Origin of the sequence: Maritalea sp. (assembly GCF_047634455.1) — a bacterium.
Taxonomy (GTDB): Bacteria; Pseudomonadota; Alphaproteobacteria; order Rhizobiales; family Devosiaceae; genus Maritalea.
Window position 1 is genome coordinate 56,054 of sequence record NZ_JBLIAI010000006.1, and the last position, 18,411, is coordinate 74,464.

At 50.8% G+C, this 18,411-nt stretch carries 19 protein-coding genes; 13 read left to right on the plus strand and 6 right to left on the minus strand.

Going from position 1 to position 18,411, the window contains the following annotated elements:
* Positions 1–17: 17 nt before the first annotated feature.
* A complete protein-coding gene (gene dnaK, locus ACJAZW_RS03665) occupies positions 18–1,919 on the minus strand; it encodes a molecular chaperone DnaK (protein ID WP_415155514.1) in 1,902 nt (633 codons plus the stop codon).
* A gap of 313 nt (positions 1,920–2,232) precedes the next feature.
* Between dnaK and ACJAZW_RS03670 the strand changes: the two genes are divergently transcribed.
* Entirely contained in the window at positions 2,233–2,847 is a 615-nt protein-coding gene (locus tag ACJAZW_RS03670) for an alpha-ketoglutarate-dependent dioxygenase AlkB family protein (protein WP_415155515.1), read from the plus strand.
* A 6-nt stretch (positions 2,848–2,853) separates the two neighbouring features.
* Here the strand turns inward: ACJAZW_RS03670 and ACJAZW_RS03675 are convergent, their stop codons facing one another.
* Positions 2,854–4,932 carry a putative bifunctional diguanylate cyclase/phosphodiesterase gene (locus ACJAZW_RS03675; protein ID WP_415155516.1) on the minus strand — a complete coding sequence of 693 codons (2,079 nt, stop codon included), beginning with the start codon at positions 4,930–4,932 and terminating at the stop codon, positions 2,854–2,856.
* 325 nt (positions 4,933–5,257) lie between these two features.
* On the opposite strand from ACJAZW_RS03675, the gene ACJAZW_RS03680 reads away from it, so the two are divergent.
* Positions 5,258–5,434 (plus strand): hypothetical protein, encoded by a 177-nt coding sequence (locus ACJAZW_RS03680; RefSeq protein WP_415155517.1) that lies wholly within the window; start codon positions 5,258–5,260, stop codon positions 5,432–5,434.
* A 93-nt stretch (positions 5,435–5,527) separates the two neighbouring features.
* Here the strand turns inward: ACJAZW_RS03680 and grpE are convergent, their stop codons facing one another.
* On the minus strand, positions 5,528–6,196 hold the full coding sequence (gene grpE / locus ACJAZW_RS03685; protein WP_415155535.1) for a nucleotide exchange factor GrpE: 669 nt from the start codon (positions 6,194–6,196) through the stop codon (positions 5,528–5,530).
* Positions 6,197–6,267: 71 nt separating this feature from the next.
* A complete protein-coding gene (gene hrcA, locus ACJAZW_RS03690; RefSeq protein WP_415155518.1) occupies positions 6,268–7,353 on the minus strand; it encodes a heat-inducible transcriptional repressor HrcA in 1,086 nt (361 codons plus the stop codon).
* Positions 7,354–7,530: 177 nt separating this feature from the next.
* Between hrcA and rph the strand changes: the two genes are divergently transcribed.
* The 3 genes from rph to hemW are packed head-to-tail and all read left to right on the plus strand — an operon-like array spanning position 7,531 to position 10,031.
* The gene (gene rph, locus ACJAZW_RS03695; RefSeq protein WP_415155519.1) at positions 7,531–8,247 is read left to right on the plus strand and encodes a ribonuclease PH; all 717 of its coding nucleotides are present in this window, start codon (positions 7,531–7,533) and stop codon (positions 8,245–8,247) included.
* 1 nt (position 8,248) lies between these two features.
* A complete protein-coding gene (rdgB, locus tag ACJAZW_RS03700) occupies positions 8,249–8,887 on the plus strand; it encodes an RdgB/HAM1 family non-canonical purine NTP pyrophosphatase (RefSeq protein WP_415155520.1) in 639 nt (212 codons plus the stop codon).
* A gap of 22 nt (positions 8,888–8,909) precedes the next feature.
* Positions 8,910–10,031 (plus strand): radical SAM family heme chaperone HemW, encoded by a 1,122-nt coding sequence (hemW, locus tag ACJAZW_RS03705; RefSeq protein ID WP_415155521.1) that lies wholly within the window; start codon positions 8,910–8,912, stop codon positions 10,029–10,031.
* A 27-nt stretch (positions 10,032–10,058) separates the two neighbouring features.
* Here hemW and ACJAZW_RS03710 read toward each other — a convergent pair whose 3' ends face one another.
* On the minus strand, positions 10,059–11,279 hold the full coding sequence (locus tag ACJAZW_RS03710) for a penicillin-binding protein activator (protein ID WP_415155522.1): 1,221 nt from the start codon (positions 11,277–11,279) through the stop codon (positions 10,059–10,061).
* Positions 11,280–11,425: 146 nt separating this feature from the next.
* On the opposite strand from ACJAZW_RS03710, the gene rsmI reads away from it, so the two are divergent.
* The 5 genes from rsmI to ACJAZW_RS03735 are packed head-to-tail and all read left to right on the plus strand — an operon-like array spanning position 11,426 to position 15,290.
* A complete protein-coding gene (rsmI, locus tag ACJAZW_RS03715; RefSeq protein WP_415155523.1) occupies positions 11,426–12,310 on the plus strand; it encodes a 16S rRNA (cytidine(1402)-2'-O)-methyltransferase in 885 nt (294 codons plus the stop codon).
* Positions 12,300–12,668 (plus strand): YraN family protein, encoded by a 369-nt coding sequence (locus ACJAZW_RS03720; RefSeq protein ID WP_415155524.1) that lies wholly within the window; start codon positions 12,300–12,302, stop codon positions 12,666–12,668. Before rsmI ends, ACJAZW_RS03720 begins: the two co-directional genes overlap by 11 nt.
* A 15-nt stretch (positions 12,669–12,683) precedes the next feature.
* Positions 12,684–13,634: a glutathione synthase gene (gene gshB, locus ACJAZW_RS03725; protein WP_415155525.1), complete on the plus strand. Its 951-nt coding sequence runs from the start codon at positions 12,684–12,686 to the stop codon at positions 13,632–13,634.
* 18 nt (positions 13,635–13,652) lie between these two features.
* On the plus strand, positions 13,653–14,294 hold the full coding sequence (locus ACJAZW_RS03730) for a MarC family protein (RefSeq protein ID WP_415155526.1): 642 nt from the start codon (positions 13,653–13,655) through the stop codon (positions 14,292–14,294).
* Positions 14,295–14,354: 60 nt separating this feature from the next.
* The gene (locus ACJAZW_RS03735) at positions 14,355–15,290 is read left to right on the plus strand and encodes an AEC family transporter (protein ID WP_415155527.1); all 936 of its coding nucleotides are present in this window, start codon (positions 14,355–14,357) and stop codon (positions 15,288–15,290) included.
* A 3-nt stretch (positions 15,291–15,293) separates the two neighbouring features.
* Here the strand turns inward: ACJAZW_RS03735 and ACJAZW_RS03740 are convergent, their stop codons facing one another.
* Positions 15,294–16,202, minus strand: coding sequence for a LysR family transcriptional regulator (locus ACJAZW_RS03740; protein ID WP_415155528.1), 909 nt, complete (start codon positions 16,200–16,202; stop codon positions 15,294–15,296).
* Between the two features lie 89 nt (positions 16,203–16,291).
* Between ACJAZW_RS03740 and ACJAZW_RS03745 the strand changes: the two genes are divergently transcribed.
* The 3 genes from ACJAZW_RS03745 to ACJAZW_RS03755 form a co-directional block, all read left to right on the plus strand.
* A complete protein-coding gene (locus tag ACJAZW_RS03745) occupies positions 16,292–16,510 on the plus strand; it encodes a hypothetical protein (RefSeq protein WP_415155529.1) in 219 nt (72 codons plus the stop codon).
* Positions 16,511–16,594: 84 nt separating this feature from the next.
* Positions 16,595–18,112, plus strand: a complete 1,518-nt coding sequence (locus ACJAZW_RS03750) for a YifB family Mg chelatase-like AAA ATPase (RefSeq protein WP_415155530.1) — start codon at positions 16,595–16,597, stop codon at positions 18,110–18,112.
* On the plus strand, positions 18,109–18,411 hold a 303-nt coding region (locus ACJAZW_RS03755), incomplete at its 3' end, for a DinB family protein (RefSeq protein ID WP_415155531.1). The genes ACJAZW_RS03750 and ACJAZW_RS03755, both read left to right, overlap by 4 nt.

The window sequence follows — 18,411 nt, forward strand, 5'->3', positions numbered from 1 at the left end:
GTTTGTTCGGTTAAGACTTATGACTTTTGGTCTTCGTCTTTAACTTCTTCAAAGTCAGCATCAACAACGTCATCGTCCGCTGCATCGCCACCCTCGAACTCGTCACTCTCTTCGTCTTGAGAAGACTGATACATGGCCTCGCCAAGTTTCATTGAGCTTTGAGCCAAAGCTGTGGTTTTTTCTTTGACCAGGTCAGCGTCATCGCCTTCAAGTGCTGACTTAAGTTCTTCCAAAGCAGTTTCGATCGTTTCTCGAGTGACCTCGTCAACCTTGTCGCCATGTTCTTTCAAAGAGCTCGCTGTTGAATGGACCAAAGCCTCGCCTTGGTTTTTAGCTTCAACAGATTCGCGTTTTTTCTGATCGGCGTCAGCATTGGCTTCCGCGTCTTTCACCATCGCATCAATCTCGTCGTCTGAAAGACCACCAGAAGCTTGGATTCGGATTTGTTGCTCTTTGCCCGTGCCTTTGTCTTTTGCCGACACATTCACAATGCCGTTGGCATCAATATCAAAAGTCACTTCAACCTGTGGTATACCGCGTGGTGCTGGCGGAAGTCCGACCAAATCAAATTGGCCAAGCATCTTGTTGTCCGCCGCCATTTCCCGCTCACCTTGAGAAACCCGAATGGTTACCGCAGACTGATTATCTTCAGCTGTGGAAAAAACTTGGCTTTTCTTGGTTGGGATCGTGGTGTTGCGATCGATCAGACGGGTAAACACACCGCCCAATGTTTCAATGCCCAAAGACAAAGGTGTTACGTCCAACAAAAGAACGTCTTTAACGTCGCCCTGAAGAACGCCAGCTTGAATAGCGGCACCAGCGGCAACAACTTCATCAGGGTTCACGCCCTTATGTGGCTCTTTGCCGAAGAATTCTTTGACCACTTCTTGGATTTTCGGCATACGGGTCATCCCGCCAACCAAAACAACTTCATCGATTTCACCGGCTGTAAGGCCCGCATCTTTCAATGCCGCTTTACAAGGCTCAATGGTACGTTTCACAAAGTCTTCAACCAACTGCTCAAGCTTTGCGCGGGTCAGTTTCAATTGAAGGTGCTTTGGACCAGATTGGTCAGCGGTGATAAACGGCAAGTTGACTTCAGTTTGTGTCGCTGAAGACAATTCGATTTTTGCCTTTTCAGCAGCTTCTTTTAAACGCTGCAAAGCAAGTTTGTCGCCCCGAAGGTCGATGCCGTTTTCGCGTTTAAACTCGTCAGCCAAATAGTCAACCAAGCGCATATCGAAATCTTCACCGCCAAGGAATGTATCCCCGTTGGTTGATTTTACTTCAAAAACGCCGTCACCGATTTCCAGAATGGAAATATCAAAAGTGCCACCACCAAGGTCATAAACCGCGATAATGCCGGCTTCTTGCTTGTCCAAGCCATAGGCAAGAGCTGCAGCTGTTGGCTCGTTGATAATCCGCAATACTTCCAGACCAGCGATTTTGCCGGCATCTTTTGTGGCTTGGCGCTGGCTGTCGTTAAAGTAAGCAGGAACTGTGATAACAGCTTGTGTTACGGGCTCGCCCAAGTAGCTTTCCGCAGTTTCCTTCATTTTTTGAAGGATCATGGCTGAAATCTGTGACGGAGAGTATTTCTCGCCCTTAGCTTCCACCCACGCGTCGCCACCGTCGGCTTTTACGATTTTGTAGGGAACAAGGTGTTTATCTTTTTTCACCATCGGATCGTCGAAACGACGGCCGATCAAACGCTTGATCGCAAAAAGAGTGTCTTCGGGGTTGGTTACAGCCTGGCGTTTCGCTGGCTGTCCAACCAAGCGGTCGTCATCTGTAAACGCGACCATTGACGGTGTTGTCCGCGCACCTTCGGCGTTTTCAACGATTTTTGGCTCAGCACCATCCATAATCGCAATGCACGAGTTGGTGGTACCAAGGTCAATTCCAATTACTTTACCCATTTATAAAACCTCTTTGTTGGCAGACCCTTTGTCTGACCCCGTTTCCAGCAGTCTTTCACCGGCATAAATGCCGTTCGGATCCCTCATATTCATGGCTCAGGCACACTGGTACCCAAATCACTGATTGAACGGTATATAGGAAGCAACAAATTGCCCTTCAAGCGTCAAAGATCAAATTCTTTGAAATAGCCCTTACGACCTTGGTTGTATGCCTCACTCGATCAATTTATTTGTGAATAGTTTGGACCGTAAAGAACAAGCGCGGTTATATAGACTCGATTGACTTGAAAAGCGACAGGAAAAACACAAAAATATGCGAATTTTTCCCAGCCAACTCTCAAAAATTGAACAAATTGCGCTATTGGGTGAAATCGAAACCGCCCTGACATCAGCCCCGCTTTTTGTCCCCCGCATGCCACGAACGGGCAAGCCCTTTTCCGTGCGCATGTCTAACTTTGGACCCTTGGGTTGGGTTTGTGACAAACAACACGGCTATCGTTATCAATCCGAGCACCCTGAAACAAATGCCCCATGGCCGCCAATGCCCAGCATGTTGACGACGCTGTGGTACGAGTTGACAGGTTATCATGCGCCACCCCAAGCGTGCCTGATCAACTATTACGCAGCGGGGGCCAAAATGGGTATGCACCAAGATCGCGACGAAGATGATTTGCAAGCGCCGGTTCTGTCAATATCGCTGGGTGACCGCGCACGTTTTCGCTTAGGCGGCACAACACGTGGCGGAAAAACCTCGTCGTTTGAGATCAGTTCAGGCGATGTTTTGATATTGGAAAAACAAACACGGCTGGCATTTCACGGCATAGATAAGGTCTATGCAAATTCTTCGCAATTGATGAACACCAGCGCAGCATTTCCAAATGGCGGGCGGCTGAATTTGACGTTACGCCGGGTAACCAAACCCGCATGAATGTCCCTAGCTAACGATCTTAAGGTGAGCTTCATCCAATTGGCCTTTTCTTATAAAGCCATCAATTTCCTCACTTGGCATGGGTCTTCCGAGCAAAAACCCCTGTAATTGGTCGCATTTATGTTCGTTCAAAAACTTAGCCTGCGCTTCCGTTTCCACCCCTTCTGCGGTCACACACATTTCCAAAGTGTGTCCCAGCGCAATAATGGTGGACACAATCTGCGTGGCTTTTGCATCCACATGTTCCATATCACCCATGAAAGACTTGTCGATTTTAATTTTGTCGAACGGGAATTTCCACAAATAGCCAAGTGAAGAATAGCCCGTACCAAAATCGTCCATGGCAATCGAAACGCCAAGTTCCTTGAGGGACGTGAGTTGCCTCAGATTGCGCTCTGAATTGTTCATCAACAGGCTTTCCGTGATCTCCAATTCTAGGCGTTTGGCGTTTAAACCGCTATGCTCCAAAGCTGATCTGATAACGCGCACCAAATTTCCGCTTTCAAACTGTTTGGGCGACAGATTGACCGCCAAACCAATATGATCGGGCCAGTGCGTTGCCGTTTTTGTCGCTTCTTGCAGGATAAATTCACCCAATTCCTCCATCATGCCCATATCTTCGACCACGGGAATAAAGATGTCGGGGGGAACAAACGCCCCCTTTTCATCTCGCATGCGAACGAGGGCTTCAAAAGCGGTGATCTCTCTAGTTTCTTGATCAAACAATGGTTGGAAATGCAGCTCAAAGGATTTGTCGTGTCGTGCCTGACGCAACAATGCTTCCAAGTTGCGTCGCATCTTTATCTTTTTTTCCATCCCGCTATTAAACAAAGCGTAGCCATTGCGGCCATTTGTTTTCACCGCATAAAGTGCGATATCGGCCTTCTGCATCAAGTCCGCCGCGGTCTCTGCGTCGCTTGGCGCAAGTGCAATGCCAATACTGGCGGTGCTGACAACATCATGTCCGTTGACCTCGTAAATGCCGGTCAGCGAAGAAAGCGTGTAATTTGCCAGCTCATGCAAGTCAATGTTGTTCGAATCAAAGGTCACAAATGCTGCAAACTCATCGCCGCCCAGCCGCGCAATCGCTGTAAAGTCGTCGCCTTGAAACTTCAACGAATCCGCGAGCTGACGTAACAATTCATCGCCCACATCATGGCCAAATCCGTCATTGATGCCTTTGAATCCGTCAAGATCAATGATGAACAATCCAATTTGATCAGATTGTCCACGCCGCGTGGCAAAGGCATGTTCGAGCTGGTCTAGGAAACTGCGGCGGTTAAGAAGCCCGGTCAGCGGGTCATGTTTGGCCAAAAAATGTACCTGTTGGTTTGCAATTTCAGCCCGGTTTCGACTGCGCCAAGCAAATAATGCGGGAATACCAACGGCCAGGCTTGCGATGGTGGCAAGCAAAATTGACAGTTTCGACACCATGGATTTGTAAAGATCAAAACGCTCAGTTTGGTCGAGGCGCAAGCGAATGGTGTATTGCAAGATACCGTTTTTCATGACGGGATGATTTACCACAGCATAGTGTATCGGATTAACGACTCCATCGCCAACCATAAGGGTAGCAAGATGCTGCGCATGCGCCATTAGATTTGTGGACGTTTCATCACCGTTTTCGGAAACAACATGCATGTCCATTCCCGCATCTGCGTTCACGGCGGCGTTTTTACTCATCATTTGGGTATCAGCACCAAGCACTGCATCAGCTTCATGCACATGCGCATGATATGCCGCAGTTCCCATTTCATTTTGTGGATGGAATGACCCGGTCTTAAAAAGCAACTCACCATTGGCGGAGAAAAATGCAAATTGATAGATGTTACCAACCGCTGAAAATTGACCCAGTACCTCTTCCACGTCTGAGGCTGGTGCTTTGCCAGAAATAACGTCTGACAAGCCTTCGGTGGTGTCTACCACATACTGGGCCCACGCCATTCCATCGTTAATCGCGTCTTGATAGAGCAGTTCATCCATCACCCGCTGGGTCGAGAACACAATGGCCGTCACCGCAATCGCGCCGACGCAAGCAAGCCCAACGCCAATGGTCCAACTCCGCTTTAAAGATGCCAATTTCATAAATTCGCCCCATATCTACCGGGGGACATATTAGGTGGTGTGCTGAAAAAAAGGATAAACTTGCATCTATATGGGAGGTGATTCTATTCGTGTGGTTGATACTTTCTAAACAAGGGGAAGCAATATGCGCTAAGGGGAATGTCTGTGCCAAAAGGTTAAAATTACAATTCCGATGGATAAAACTGAAATCGGCGCGTGCCATTGCCAAATGTGTCGAAAATGGAGCGGTGGGGGTGCCTTTTTGGCCATTCATTGTGGCCCCGAACTCAAAGCAACCGGTGAGCAAAATATCAAATCTTAGGCACGGGCAGAGCGTGGATTTTGTATGGAGTGCGGTACAAACTTATTCTATCGTTTGTTGGCCAATGGCGACTATATATTTGCGGCAGGTTTGTTCGATAATCAAGATTTCAGACTGGCTACAGAGATCTTTATCGACAAAAAACCTACCTATTATGCGGAACTGAGCGGCAAAAGCAAAAAAAGACAGCCGCTGAAATAATGACCCCATAAGGCGGTTTGCTCCATCAATCTCAGCCACAAAAAAACCGGCGCAAGGCCGCCGGTTCAAAAGCATTAAAATGGTATGTGCTGACTAAACAGAACGATCCACATTCTCGCCCGTGTCGGCCCCCGCATGATTATCTGACGCAGGTGCGGGCATAACTTTTGGCCCGCCTTTTGCAACGCCAACCATGGCCGGGCGCAAAACACGCTCGCCGATCACATACCCAGCCTGCACAACTTCCATTACCGTATTATCTGCCACGTCGCTATTTGGAATTTCAAACATCGCCTGATGGAAATGAGGGTCGAATTTTTCGCCCTTCGGTTCCAGTTTGGTAATGCCATTCTTTTCAAGCAAACGAAGCATTTCGCGCTCGGTCATGTCAACGCCTTCGATCAACGACTTGAAGGGGCCCTCTGCTTCGTCTTTTGCTTGTTGGGGCATGGTCAACAAAGCCCGCGACAAATTGTCGGTTGCGGTGAGCATGTCCCGGGCAAAATTTGCAATTGCATATTGGCGCGCATCTTTAACGTCGCGATCCGTGCGCTTGCGTAAATTTTCCATGTCCGCGACGGCGCGCAGCAATCGGTCCTTAAGCTTGGCGTTCTCCGCCTCAAGCACTTCTAAAGGAGATGCGGCGTTCTGTTCATTCTCAGCATTGTCCTGAGCTTGAGCGTGATTTTGCTCATCCAGATTTGCTTCGTTTTGGAACTCTTCGTCACTCATCATTTTATTTCGCTTGTCTATTTGGTGAATTTGTTGACCCGGATATCGACCATTGAGCGCAAAATTTCAAGCACTCAAATCAAAAGAACGGGTTATTTGCTTCATACGCCGCGCTTGTTCATCAGTTTTGAGACCACATGGGCGGTGTAATCTACTGCCGGGACAATCTTGGCATAATTAAGTCTTGTTGGGCCAATGACCCCCACAACACCGATCACATTCGCGTTGTGATCACGATAGGGCGACAAGATCACAGACGATCCTGAAAGTGAGAACAATTTGTTCTCCGAACCGATGAAAATCCTGACCCCATCCGCGGCGTGCGTGTCCGTCAGTAAGTCGATGATTGATTTTTTGGATTCCAACTCGTCAAACAATTGCCGAACTCGATCCAGCTCCTCGCTCGCCATCGTGTCAGCAATCAGGTTGGCGCGCCCGCGTACAATCAGTGTTGGCATCTCACCAGCGCGCGGCTCAGCCAAAGTTGCCAAACCTTCATCGACCAAATTTTGGGTTAAAGCGTCAAGTTCCGCTTTGTGCGCGATAGTTTGCGCCTGCAGCATTGAACGCACTTCGCGCAAAGTTCGACCGACCACATGGTGGGATAAAAAGTTACTGGCCTTGGTCAGCTCACTTGCGGTTAGGCCAGACGGAATCGAGAATACGCGGTTCTCCACATGGCCGTCTTCTCCAACCAACACCGCCATTGCCAGCTGGGCGTCCAACCGCACAAATTCAATGTGTTTTAGAATGACGTCAGCTTTTGGCGCTAGAACCAGCCCCGCGCCTTGCGACAACCCAGATAGAACCTGACTGGCCTGGGCAAGCACATCTTCTATTTTTTCATTATGTGTTGTATCATCAATATGTTTTTCAATATTGCGCCGTTCTGCTTTGCCAATTGATCCCACTTCGAGCATTGCATCGACAAAAAATCGTAAACCAGCTTGCGTCGGTGCCCGCCCAGCCGACGTATGCGGCGCAGCGATCAGGCCCAAATCTTCCAGATCAGCCATGACATTGCGCACAGATGCAGCCGACAGATTCACTTCTAGGGCGCGGGCAAGTTGCCGCGATCCCACAGGTTCACCCGTTTCAATATACCGTTCTACAAGGCGTTTAAATATCCCTTGTGACCGTTCATTGAGAACCGACAAAAAATCCTGATTGACCGATGGCGTACTCAAAATTTCCTCATTAAACTGAACTCGTTCACTGTATTTAGGCGCAAAATCCACTATCTCCAAGCATATAGCGCTTAAACTTCGCGCAAAATCTAATAATTGGTGCGCTTTACCCTTGATGTTGGCTCCATTTTGAGCCAAGCAAAGCCCACACGAACGGGTATAACAAAGGGGAACCCTATGCGGCCGTCAAAACGCGCACCGGACCAGATGCGTGATATCACCATTGAGCGCCATGTTTCTTCTCACGCCGAGGGCTCATGCATGATCTCGTTTGGTGGGACCAAAGTATTGTGCACCGCAAGCGTTGAAACCAACTTGCCCCCTTGGCGTCGTGGCCAAGGTTTGGGTTGGGTGACCGCCGAATATGGTATGTTGCCCCGCTCAACCGGGCAGCGCATGCGTCGTGAAGCAACCGCAGGCAAACAGTCGGGCCGTACCCAAGAAATTCAGCGTCTCATTGGTCGTTCCTTGCGCGCGATTGTCGACATGAAAGCTTTGGGCGAAAATCAAATTACGGTCGATTGCGACGTGATTGAAGCCGACGGCGGCACCCGCACGGCATCAATTACCGGCGCATTTGTTGCCATGATGGATGCAATTTCTTGGATGCGCGAACGCGATTTGGTTGGCGACAAAGTGGTTACCGACCATTTGGCGGCGATTTCTTGCGGCATTTATAAAGGCACGCCGGTGCTCGATCTTGATTATGATGAAGACAGTGTCGCACAAACGGACGCAAACTTTGTCATGACCGGTTCTGGTGGCTTTGTTGAAATTCAAGGCACCGCCGAAGAAAACCCGTTTTCAGCTGACGAATTGGCACAACTGATTGGTCTGGCGCAAAAAGGCGTTAACGAACTGGTTGAACTGCAAAAAGCTGCGTTGAAAGCCTAAGATGCGCAAGTTGGAAAAAGGCCAAAAACTGGTCGTTGCCACCCACAATGAAGGCAAAGTGCGCGAATTTCGCACACTCTTGCAGCCTTTTGGTCTGGAGCTGGTCTCAGCTGGCGAATTGGGTTTGCCCGAGCCAGACGAAACGGGTGCGACTTATCAGGAAAACGCAAAAATCAAAGCGCTGGCTGCAACCAAGGCGTCAAACCTCTGGGCGCTGTCTGATGATTCGGGCCTGAGTGTTTATGCGCTGGATGGTGATCCGGGCATTTATTCTGCGCGCTGGGCTGGGCCAAATAAAAACTTTGATGATGCCATGGTCAAGGTGCACATGTCTTTGATGGAAAAAGGCGCAATGGCACCGGGCAAGCGTACAGCAGCGTTTGTTGCTGTTTTGTGTTTGGCCAACCCGGAAGGCGAAACCATCTGTTTTGAAGGCCGCGCTGAAGGCACCCTTGTGTGGCCGCCACGCGGAACATCAGGCTTTGGCTATGATCCAATGTTTCAACCAGACGGGCACATGCGCACCTTTGGTGAAATGAGCGAAAGCGAAAAGCATAGCTGGTCAAAGGACACAATAGGTTTGTCGCATCGCTCTCGCGCTTTTTCTTTGTTTGTGAAGGATAGTTGCCCTGACGATTGAGCCGGACCTTTTTGGCGTTTATGTGCACTGGCCGTTTTGTGCGGCCAAATGCCCTTATTGCGACTTCAATTCTCATGTGCGTCGCGGCCCCTTCGATGAAGCGGCCTATGTTGAAAACTACTTAACAGAAATCGCCCAAACGGCAGAACTGGTGCCGGGTCGGACTGTGCGCTCGATCTTTTTTGGTGGCGGCACCCCTTCGTTGATGCAGCCTCAATCCGTTGAAAAAATCATCAATGCGATCTCAACTAGGTGGCAATTATCCAACGATGTGGAAATCACGCTAGAAGCCAACCCGACAAGCGTTGAACGCGACAAGTTTCAAGCGATCCGTTTGGCAGGGGTCAATCGGGTTTCGCTTGGGGTGCAGTCTTTGCGTGCAGAGCCTTTGGCCGCGCTCGGGCGTTTGCATTCGGTTGAAGACGCCAAAGCCGCGGTAAAGCTTGCCCAGTCAATATTTGACCGGGTGAGCTATGATCTGATCTATGCGCGACCCAATCAAACACTGAATGAATGGCGCGAAGAGCTAAACGAGGCGCTGGATCTCGCCCGCGAACATATTTCGCTTTATGCGCTGACGATTGAATCTGGCACACGATATTATGATCTGTTTCATGCCGGTAAGTTGAATATGCCGGGGCCTGAACTTTCAGCTGACTTTTACGAGCTGACCCAAGAAATTTGCGATGCGCGCGGTCTTCCGGCGTACGAAATCTCTAATCATGCGGCCCCGGGTGAGGAAAGTCGCCACAATTTAACCTATTGGAAATATGGCGAATATGCAGGCATTGGCCCTGGCGCGCACGGTCGCTTGCTGATCGATGGCACACGTCACGCCACTGCCACTGAGCGCATGCCGTTCAAATGGGCTGAATTTGTGCGCGCAAAAGGCGACGGGTTTGTTGATTTTGAGGCCCTAAGCCGCGGCGAGCAATCGGACGAATATTTGCTGATGGGTTTACGGCTTAAAACCGGCATTTCCCCCGCGCGTTTTAAAGCGCTGGCCGGGCAAAAATTGCGCCAAGAACAAATCGACCACCTGACCGAAATTGGCTTTGTTGAATTGCTTGAAGACGGCAATTTACGCGTCACCGACAAAGGCTGGCCCGTGCTCGACGCCGTGGTTGCTGACTTAGCGGCTTAAAACAACCGCAAAACAGCACCAAATGCCTTAAGGCATCTTCGCGTCATCAACGATCCGGCTACCATCAATCACCACCTGTTTCATCACCAATGCGTGCTGGTTTGTGCCATTTTCAAAGAACCGGAACACACCGTCTTGGCCCGCAAATCCGCTTGGGCGTGTCAATTGATTGCGATCATAGCGTGGCGTCGCATTCGCCAAAGACGACGAATTGGCCAAAAGCACAGAGGTGTAGGCAAAGGTTGCCATTGGGTGTGGGGCGTCGCCATAAGCCAGTTTATATTCTGGCTTCAGCCGCTCGTAACCAGCCCCATCCACCGCCGGGAAAAAGGCACCGGTTAAGAACGGAGTTTGCGAAACCTTCACATCGCCATCCCAATCAGCAGAGCCAATAATCGTGATGTCGGTTTTTTCAATTTGTGCTGATTCAAGCAAAACTGCGATAGAGGGTGCGGTTGCCCTGTCCGGCAAAAAGATCGCGTCAACAGTGCCAGAAATCAAAAACGGCACCAATTGCTCGACCGCCGTGCGCGCTTCTTCTTCGTTGGAAAATTGGTAAATACCGTGCACCGCCGCGCCGGTCTCAGACGTCGCAATACGGAAAGCGGCTTCTTGAATCTGTCCAAAATCCGTACGCGGCACAATCGCTGCAAAGTTTTTGCGGCCGAAATTTTGCGCATATTTGACCGACCGCAACACCTCTGTTTCGGGCAAAACATTGAGCAAATAGACACCCGGCGCAGCCGCGCCTGAATTGTTAGAATAGCCGATGAGCGGAATACCCGCCGCCCGTGCAACACTGCCCGCAGCCCGCACACCATCTGCGCGAAGCGGCCCTAAGATGAGGCTTGCGCCTTCACTCACGGCCTGTGCTGCCAACGCTTTGGCTTTCACGGCGCTGCCGCCTGTGTCTTTTACGACCAAATGAATGTTGGCTGCGAATTGTGGGTTCGATTTGATTTTGTCGATTGCCATTTGTGCGCCATTACGGATCGACATGCCAACATTGGCCAATCCCTCCTCGCCACTCAATGGGGCCAGCAACACAACGCGTACCGGGCCGTCACCCAATATTTCTCCGTTTGCGGCCGGCAGGTTGCCCTGCAATAGTGGTTTTTGCTGAACAGTGGAACGGCCAGCGGGGCCAAAATCAAAACCAGGCGTACAGGCAACAAGCCCAATCGCTGCAACAAGACCCGCCGCCAGCTTGGCACCGGTCATCAAAGGTTTCAGGTTGAATGCCAACATTGCTCTTATTACCCCAATTCATTTTTTGCCGCTATGTGCGCCATCGGTCTTTGCCAAATTTACGCAATCACTCCAATAGCTATACAAAACAGGTCGCAAAGCTTAAAGAGTCAATTGAACAAATATTCAAACAATGAGCAGATTTCATGGCGGAACGACAATTTAGCATTGCTGGCCATGCATTCACATCGGCAAAACTAGAACCTGCACTCTATTTGGTCTCAACCCCGATCGGGCATCTTAAAGACATTTCCATCAGGGCGCTGGAAACATTGGCTGGGGCAGATCTTATCCTTTGCGAAGATACCCGCACCTCCGCCAAATTGCTCAACGCCTACGGCATCAAGACCCAAAAAGCGTCTCTGCACGAACATAATGAGGTCGCTCAAGCGCAAAACATCACCAATGAGGTTCTGGCGGGCAAGGCGATTTGCCTGATTTCTGATGCCGGCACGCCGCTAATTTCCGACCCGGGATTTCCTTTGGTGCGTGTCGCGGCGGAAAATGGCGTGTCGATCATCGCAATTCCGGGGGCTTCGGCGGTACTTGCAGCGCTTGCAGTAAGCGGCTTACCAACTGATAGCTTTAGTTTTTTCGGCTTTTTGCCCGTCAAAAAGCAAGCTCGCCTTAACCGTCTGAGCGATCTTAAAACCCACCTTCCAACAATGGTATTTTACGAATCACCAAAACGGACCAGCGCTACCTTGTCCGCAATGGCAGAAGCGCTTGGCCCAGATCGGCAAGTGGTTGTTGCCCGCGAACTCACCAAACGTTTTGAAACGCTTTACCGCGGCACGGCAGGCGATTTGGCGGCTCAGTTTCATGGCGCAACGGTGAAAGGCGAGGTGGTGATTTTGGTGGCGGGGGCGAACAAAGCAGCACAGATCAATCCGGACGAATGGCGCGACGCGCTAAAGATCTTGATGCAAGAGCTCCCGTTGCGCGGCGCAGTGGACAAGATTGCCGCCGATTTTGAGCTGAAGCGCAAACAGGTTTACCAAGCAGCGCTTGAGTTAAAAGATGGCAAATAACCCCCGACGCGAACAGGCCGAGCGGTTCGGGCGCAAGGGAGAATTTTGGGCCAAAATCTTTTTGGCCTCCAAAGGCTTTCGTACCCTAGATCAACGGTATAAAACCCGATATGGCGAATTGGACCTGATCGTAAAACGGGGTCAAATGCTTGTTTTTGTTGAGGTTAAAGCCCGTCAGAACAAGCAATCTCTTGATGTGGCGTTTGAAAGCGTGCGCCAGAACCGGATCATCAACGCCGCTCAATATTGGCTCTCTGAGAACCCGGAACATCAGAACCGAACAATAAGATTTGATGTGATCGGCCTTGCACCTTTTAGGTGGCCCGTGCATATCGTGGACGCGTTTCAAACAAATTGAATGGAAAAAAGCTTTATGGCAACGGCTAAAAAACTCAAAATTGGCGTGCAAATGGACCCAATTGACAGCATCAACCCAATTGGTGACAGCAGCTTTGCCATGATGCTTGAAGCCCAGGCGCGCGGCCATGAACTGTTTTACTATGTGCCATCCACGCTTGCCCTGGAAAACAATATTGTAAGTGCAGAAGTCTTCCCGATCAAAGTGACGGATGACACCCAAAACTGGTTTGAACTCGGTAAAGGCGAAATTCGCGATCTCTCAGAACTTGACGTGATCTTGCTGCGCCAAGACCCGCCATTTGACATGAATTACATCACCATCACCCATTTGTTGGAGCGTTTGCACCCCAAGACCCTAGTGGTCAACGCCCCAGACCCTGTGCGCAACGCGCCAGAAAAACTTCTCGTCACGCAGTTTCCTGAATTGATGCCGCCAACCTTGGTGACCCGCGACCGGTCACGTATCGTTAAATTTCGCGAAGAACATGGCGACATCATTGTTAAACCCTTGTTTGGCAACGGTGGCGCGGGCGTGTTTTTGCTGCGCGAAACCGACCAGAACTTGGTGTCATTGCTGGAAATGTTCGAAAAGAGCTTCCCAGAACCTTTCATGATCCAAAAATATCTTCCAGATGTACGCAAGGGCGATAAGCGGATCATCATCATCGATGGTGAACCGATTGCCGGGCTAAACCGTATTCCAGCACAAGGCGAAGCGCGTTCCAATATGCATGTGGGCGGGCGGCCTGAATTAAGCGAATTGACCCAACGTGAATTGGAAATCTGCGCCAAAATCGCCCCAGCGCTTAAGGAACGTGATTTCATTTTTGTCGGCATTGATGTGATTGGTGATTACATCACCGAGATCAACGTCACCTCGCCAACCGGCATTCGCGAAATCAAACGCTTTGGTGGTCCAGACATCGCGGTGCTGATTTGGGATGCTATTGAAAAGCGGCGCTAATCGGATAAGCTGCCACTTATGCCGCTAGACACCTTTTTGATTGCCCTTACCACCTATTTTGCCACCATTGGTCCGGCGGATATTGTGGTGCTGTTTGCCGCGCTAACGGCTGGCGCGACGGCAAAGGAGCGCCGCGCAATGGCGCTCAAAGGCACGGTGATTGGCGGTTTGGTACTGTTATTCTTCGCGCTGTTTGGCGAAGCAATTCTCCTGATCTTTGGCATAGGTTTACCCGCGCTACGCGCTGCTGGCGGCATATTGTTGCTCTTGATCGCAATTGATATGGTGTTTGCGCGCGATTCGAGCGCCACTTCAACAACCGACGAAGAAAATGCCGAAGCCGCCTCGAGCAACGATATATCGGTATTTCCCTTGGCGACCCCTTTGATCGCAGGGCCCGGCGCAATCGGCGCGACAATTCTCCTGATCGCTGACGCTGCTGGCGAACCTACGCGTCAGGCAGCGGTGGTCGGTGGGTTAATGATCATCTTAATGGCCACCTATGTGCTGTTGTTGGGCGCGACCCAATTGCAAAAAATCCTCGGCGTCACAATATTGCACGTGGTATCGCGGGTCGTTGGCGTATTGTTGGCGGCACTATCTGTACAGTTTATATTTGATGGTATTCGCACGTCTGGCCTTATTCCCGGTCTCGCATAAGAGGACCAATCCCCCCTATTCTGGCTCGTCAGTGTGCCGCTTTACGGATAAGTTTTCGCCATGCTTGAAATCTTTTTGAAAACATTGCCATTCTTTGCCCTTATCGCGCTCGGCTATGGCGCTGGGCGTACGGGCTTTTTCTCAAAAGAAGCCATTGCTTACCTCACCAAATTCGTTTTCTATTTCGCCCTGTCAGCTATGCTGTTCCGCTTTGCCGCAAATCTGTCATTGGGTGAAATCTTTGACTGGGCGTTTGTTGGTGCATACCTGTTTGGCAGTTTTATGGTTTACGCGATTGCGGCGCTGGTGGCACGAAAACGTGGACTGTCCCTAGCTCAAATGGCGTTTGAGGCACACACATCGGTCATCGGCAATGTGGGATTCCTGGGCGTACCAATGTTGGTACTATTGTTGGGCGAAGCGGCCATTGGCCCGGTTATCTTGGTCTTGGCAATGGATTTGACGGTTTTTGGCTCGCTTGTGGTTATTTTGGTCACATCGTCCAAAGGCACATCTTCGCCGGTCGCCGCTGCGCGCTCTGCTTTGGCAGGTTTGGCAGCCAACCCCATGATCGTTTCCATCTCAATTGGCCTTTTGTGGTCGGGGTTCAACGTGCCCATGTGGCAACCCCTGGATGATTTCGTGACCATCTTGGGTGGCGCGGCAACCCCCGGCGCACTGATCGCCATTGGTGCATCGCTTTCCACCATAAAGGCGCGCGGCCTAGTGCCCGCCTTTTGGCTGAGTGGTCTGAAATTGTTTGTGCATCCAATCGTCATTGCAATTACAGCGCTTTGGGTTTTTCCGGTCGAACCGTTTGCCGCCAGCGTTATGATTGCCTGTGCGTCTTTACCCGTTGCAGGTAATGTCTATATTTTGGCGCAACATTACGGGGTGGCACCACAAAAAATCTCGGCGTCGATCTTGGTTTCAACCGTTGTTTCGGTGGCAACTGTGTCAGTTGTGATTGCGCTGGTAAAACAGATCCCAGTCTAAGTTTCAAACCCGCCGGTTCGGCATTGTTTCATCAAGCATTGGGAACAGCCAATCTTCGAAAATCTGGATCTTCCTCCAGGTTTTTCGATGTTCTGGATAACAAAGCCAAATCGCGTGATCTTCCTGTTCGATATGCGCGAATGGTTGTATCAATGCGCCGTTGGCCAACTCATCGCGATAAAGGCATGGGGTCAGCAGCGCCACGGCACTGCCAGACAAGGCGGCAATACCGTGAATATATTGCACATCCAATATTGGTCCTCTGGCCTTTTTTATTCCTGCCGTGTCTACACCCTGGCTTTCAAACCAGCTGTGCCACCAAGGATCAGATGGTGAAGCCATCGGCAGTTTTAACAGGTCTTTTGGCTCCTTCAGGTCAAATTGTTCGAGCAATTTTGGCGAAAGCATTGGCGTATAGTCAAAGTGCATGAGTTTCTTCGCCATAAGTCCGGGCCAATTTCCTTTACCTGTTCGAATGCCAACATCGACGCCCGCAGTTTGAAAATCGCTATATGCGGTGCTCGATATATCCAGTTTAACAGCCAAGGCAGCACAGCATATGGTGAAATCGCCAAAATGTTTGGCGAGCCACGAGCTGGCAAAAGTTTGCGCAGTGGTGATGGTCAAGAGATCGTCCGCTTGGCCCTTAGCCTCAGCGAAAGATCGGCGAATAATCTCAAACGCTTCAGTGACGGATGGGGCCAACCGAACACCCGCGTCAGATAAACTGACCTGACGTGTGCTCCGGATGAACAATGGCTCGCCAAACCGATCCTCAAGCTGCTTGATCTGATAGCTCACCGCTGCTTGAGTCATGTTTAACTCATTGGCTGCCTTGGTGAAACTCTTGTGTCGCGCAGCGGCTTCAAAGGCGCGCAATGCGGTCAACGGGGGTAGGGGGTGTAAACTCATGCATAAAATCTCCTTATGCAAGCTAGCTGAGCTTTTGTTGGTCAGCAACCCCAATTGCGATCATGTTGGTTGCAACAAAGGAGATCAACATGACTTGCACAACCCTCACAAATGTTCCACGTGAATCTTATCACCGCCGGATGGGTAATTGGTTTAAACGCTTTGCAATTATCTTTTGGCCAAAGCAGGTGCCATCGCACAAGGTTGGGCGTCCGCCCATTCCAAATGATCGCATGGTCGCCCTTAGTCCACATTTATTGCGCGATATCGGTTTTGCCGACACAAATGTGCAGCGCAAATATCGCTGACCACTGTTCCTGAAATGTTCTTGTGTCTGGTTTGATTGGCTGCTAGCCTCGTTTCAATACTTAAGGATATTTCAGGACCCATTGATGGTTACCCGTGTTCAAACCGTTGCTTTTCAAGGCATTCAGGCCCTCCCGGTAGACGTGCAAGTGCAGGTCGCCAACGGCATGCCGGCCTTTAATATTGTTGGGCTGCCAGACAAAGCGGTGGGTGAAAGCAAAGAGCGGGTGCGCTCGGCGCTCACATCGTCCGGCCTGTCGCTACCCCCCAAACGGATCACCATAAACCTTGCCCCTGCCGACCTTCCAAAAGAAGGCTCCCATTATGATTTGCCGATCGCCTTGGGGTTGATGGCGGCGATTGGCGCTATTCCAAGCGATAGTTTGGACGAATATGTGGTTTTGGGTGAATTGGCGCTGGATGGCCGAATTTCATCTGTTGCGGGGACGTTGCCCGCTGCAATCTCAGCGGAATCCCGTGGATTGGGCCTGATTTGTCCAGCAGATTGTGGCCCCGAGGCCGCGTGGGCCGGAGAAGAGTTAAACATCATCGCGCCGGTCAATCTTTTGGCGCTCGTCAATCACCTGACGGGCCACCAATTGTGCGCACGACCGGTGGCAAAGCGGCTCAGTCGCGATGCAGTTTTCCCCGATCTCAGTGAAATCAAGGGTCAAGAAGGGGCCAAACGCGCACTGGAAGTTGCGGCGGCGGGCGGACATAATTTTTTGATGATCGGACCGCCCGGCGCTGGCAAATCGATGTTGGCCGCACGGCTGCCCTCCATTTTGCCACCGCTAAATCCGCGCGAGTTACTCGATGTGTCGATGGTGCAATCGATTGCCGGTGAACTGGCAGGTGGCCGATTATCCGATTGTCGACCATTCCGTGCGCCGCATCACTCAGCTTCCATGGCGGCTTTGATCGGGGGCGGCCTCAAAGTGCGGCCCGGTGAGGTATCATTGGCCCATAATGGGGTGTTGTTTTTGGACGAATTGCCTGAATTTGCACCGCAAGTGATTGACGGGCTTCGCCAACCGCTCGAAAGTGGCGAAACCGTGATCGCTCGGGCCAACAACCGGGTGACCTATCCCTCGCGTGTTCAATTGGTGGCGGCCATGAATCCGTGTAAATGCGGCATGGCAGGCACGCCGGGCCATACCTGTAAACGAGGTGAGCGTTGCGCGTCTGACTATCAAGGGCGGATTTCCGGCCCGTTCTTGGATCGTATTGATATCCGTATTGATGTGCCAGCGGTTACGGCTTTGGACATGATCGAACCTGGCGAGGCAGAGCCCAGCGAAATGGTAGCGAAACGCGTCGCGAGGGCACGGCAAATCCAAGCTGATCGCTATATGCAAATGGGCGCAACCGGGATTTACAACAATGCCGCCACCAGCGCAAAAATCATCGAGCAAGTGGCACAACCTGACGCAGAGAGCAAAAAACTATTGGTGCAAGCGGCAGAAAAATTCTCGCTGTCCGCCCGTGCCTACCATCGCGTGCTCAAAGTCGCCCGCACATTGGCAGACCTTGGCGGGTCAGAACATATCAAAAAGTCTCATATTGCCGAAGCGCTTGGCTATCGCATAGGGTTTGGAACATGATCAAGACATTTCAACAACTTGCCTTTAACAACCTCATGGCCAATAACCGTTTAATTCAAGCAGCGGAGCAATTGGAGGAAGGCGAATTTGAGGCGACAGGCACAAGTTTTTTCCCCTCGATCAAGAAGACGCTGAACCACAACATCACAGTTGATTGGTATTATGTGGATGCGTTTGCAGGCGGCTCGCTTGGGGCAAAAGCCTGGGAAAATGACGAGCCATTTGAAAATGCGACGGGCTTAAAGGCCGCTCAGCGCGAGGTGGATCTGCGCCTGATCAGGTTTTGTGGTCAACTCACA

Coding starts and splice junctions, on each gene's coding strand:
- dnaK (WP_415155514.1), bottom strand. CDS start 1,919: ATGGGTAAAGTAATTGGAATTGACCTTGGTACCACCAACTCGTGCATT.
- ACJAZW_RS03670 (WP_415155515.1), top strand. CDS start 2,233: ATGCGAATTTTTCCCAGCCAACTCTCAAAAATTGAACAAATTGCGCTA.
- ACJAZW_RS03675 (WP_415155516.1), bottom strand. CDS start 4,932: ATGAAATTGGCATCTTTAAAGCGGAGTTGGACCATTGGCGTTGGGCTT.
- ACJAZW_RS03680 (WP_415155517.1), top strand. CDS start 5,258: ATGGAGTGCGGTACAAACTTATTCTATCGTTTGTTGGCCAATGGCGAC.
- rph (WP_415155519.1), top strand. CDS start 7,531: ATGCGGCCGTCAAAACGCGCACCGGACCAGATGCGTGATATCACCATT.
- rdgB (WP_415155520.1), top strand. CDS start 8,249: ATGCGCAAGTTGGAAAAAGGCCAAAAACTGGTCGTTGCCACCCACAAT.
- ACJAZW_RS03710 (WP_415155522.1), bottom strand. CDS start 11,279: ATGTTGGCATTCAACCTGAAACCTTTGATGACCGGTGCCAAGCTGGCG.
- rsmI (WP_415155523.1), top strand. CDS start 11,426: ATGGCGGAACGACAATTTAGCATTGCTGGCCATGCATTCACATCGGCA.
- ACJAZW_RS03720 (WP_415155524.1), top strand. CDS start 12,300: ATGGCAAATAACCCCCGACGCGAACAGGCCGAGCGGTTCGGGCGCAAG.
- gshB (WP_415155525.1), top strand. CDS start 12,684: ATGGCAACGGCTAAAAAACTCAAAATTGGCGTGCAAATGGACCCAATT.
- ACJAZW_RS03730 (WP_415155526.1), top strand. CDS start 13,653: ATGCCGCTAGACACCTTTTTGATTGCCCTTACCACCTATTTTGCCACC.
- ACJAZW_RS03735 (WP_415155527.1), top strand. CDS start 14,355: ATGCTTGAAATCTTTTTGAAAACATTGCCATTCTTTGCCCTTATCGCG.
- ACJAZW_RS03740 (WP_415155528.1), bottom strand. CDS start 16,202: ATGAGTTTACACCCCCTACCCCCGTTGACCGCATTGCGCGCCTTTGAA.
- ACJAZW_RS03745 (WP_415155529.1), top strand. CDS start 16,292: ATGACTTGCACAACCCTCACAAATGTTCCACGTGAATCTTATCACCGC.
- ACJAZW_RS03750 (WP_415155530.1), top strand. CDS start 16,595: ATGGTTACCCGTGTTCAAACCGTTGCTTTTCAAGGCATTCAGGCCCTC.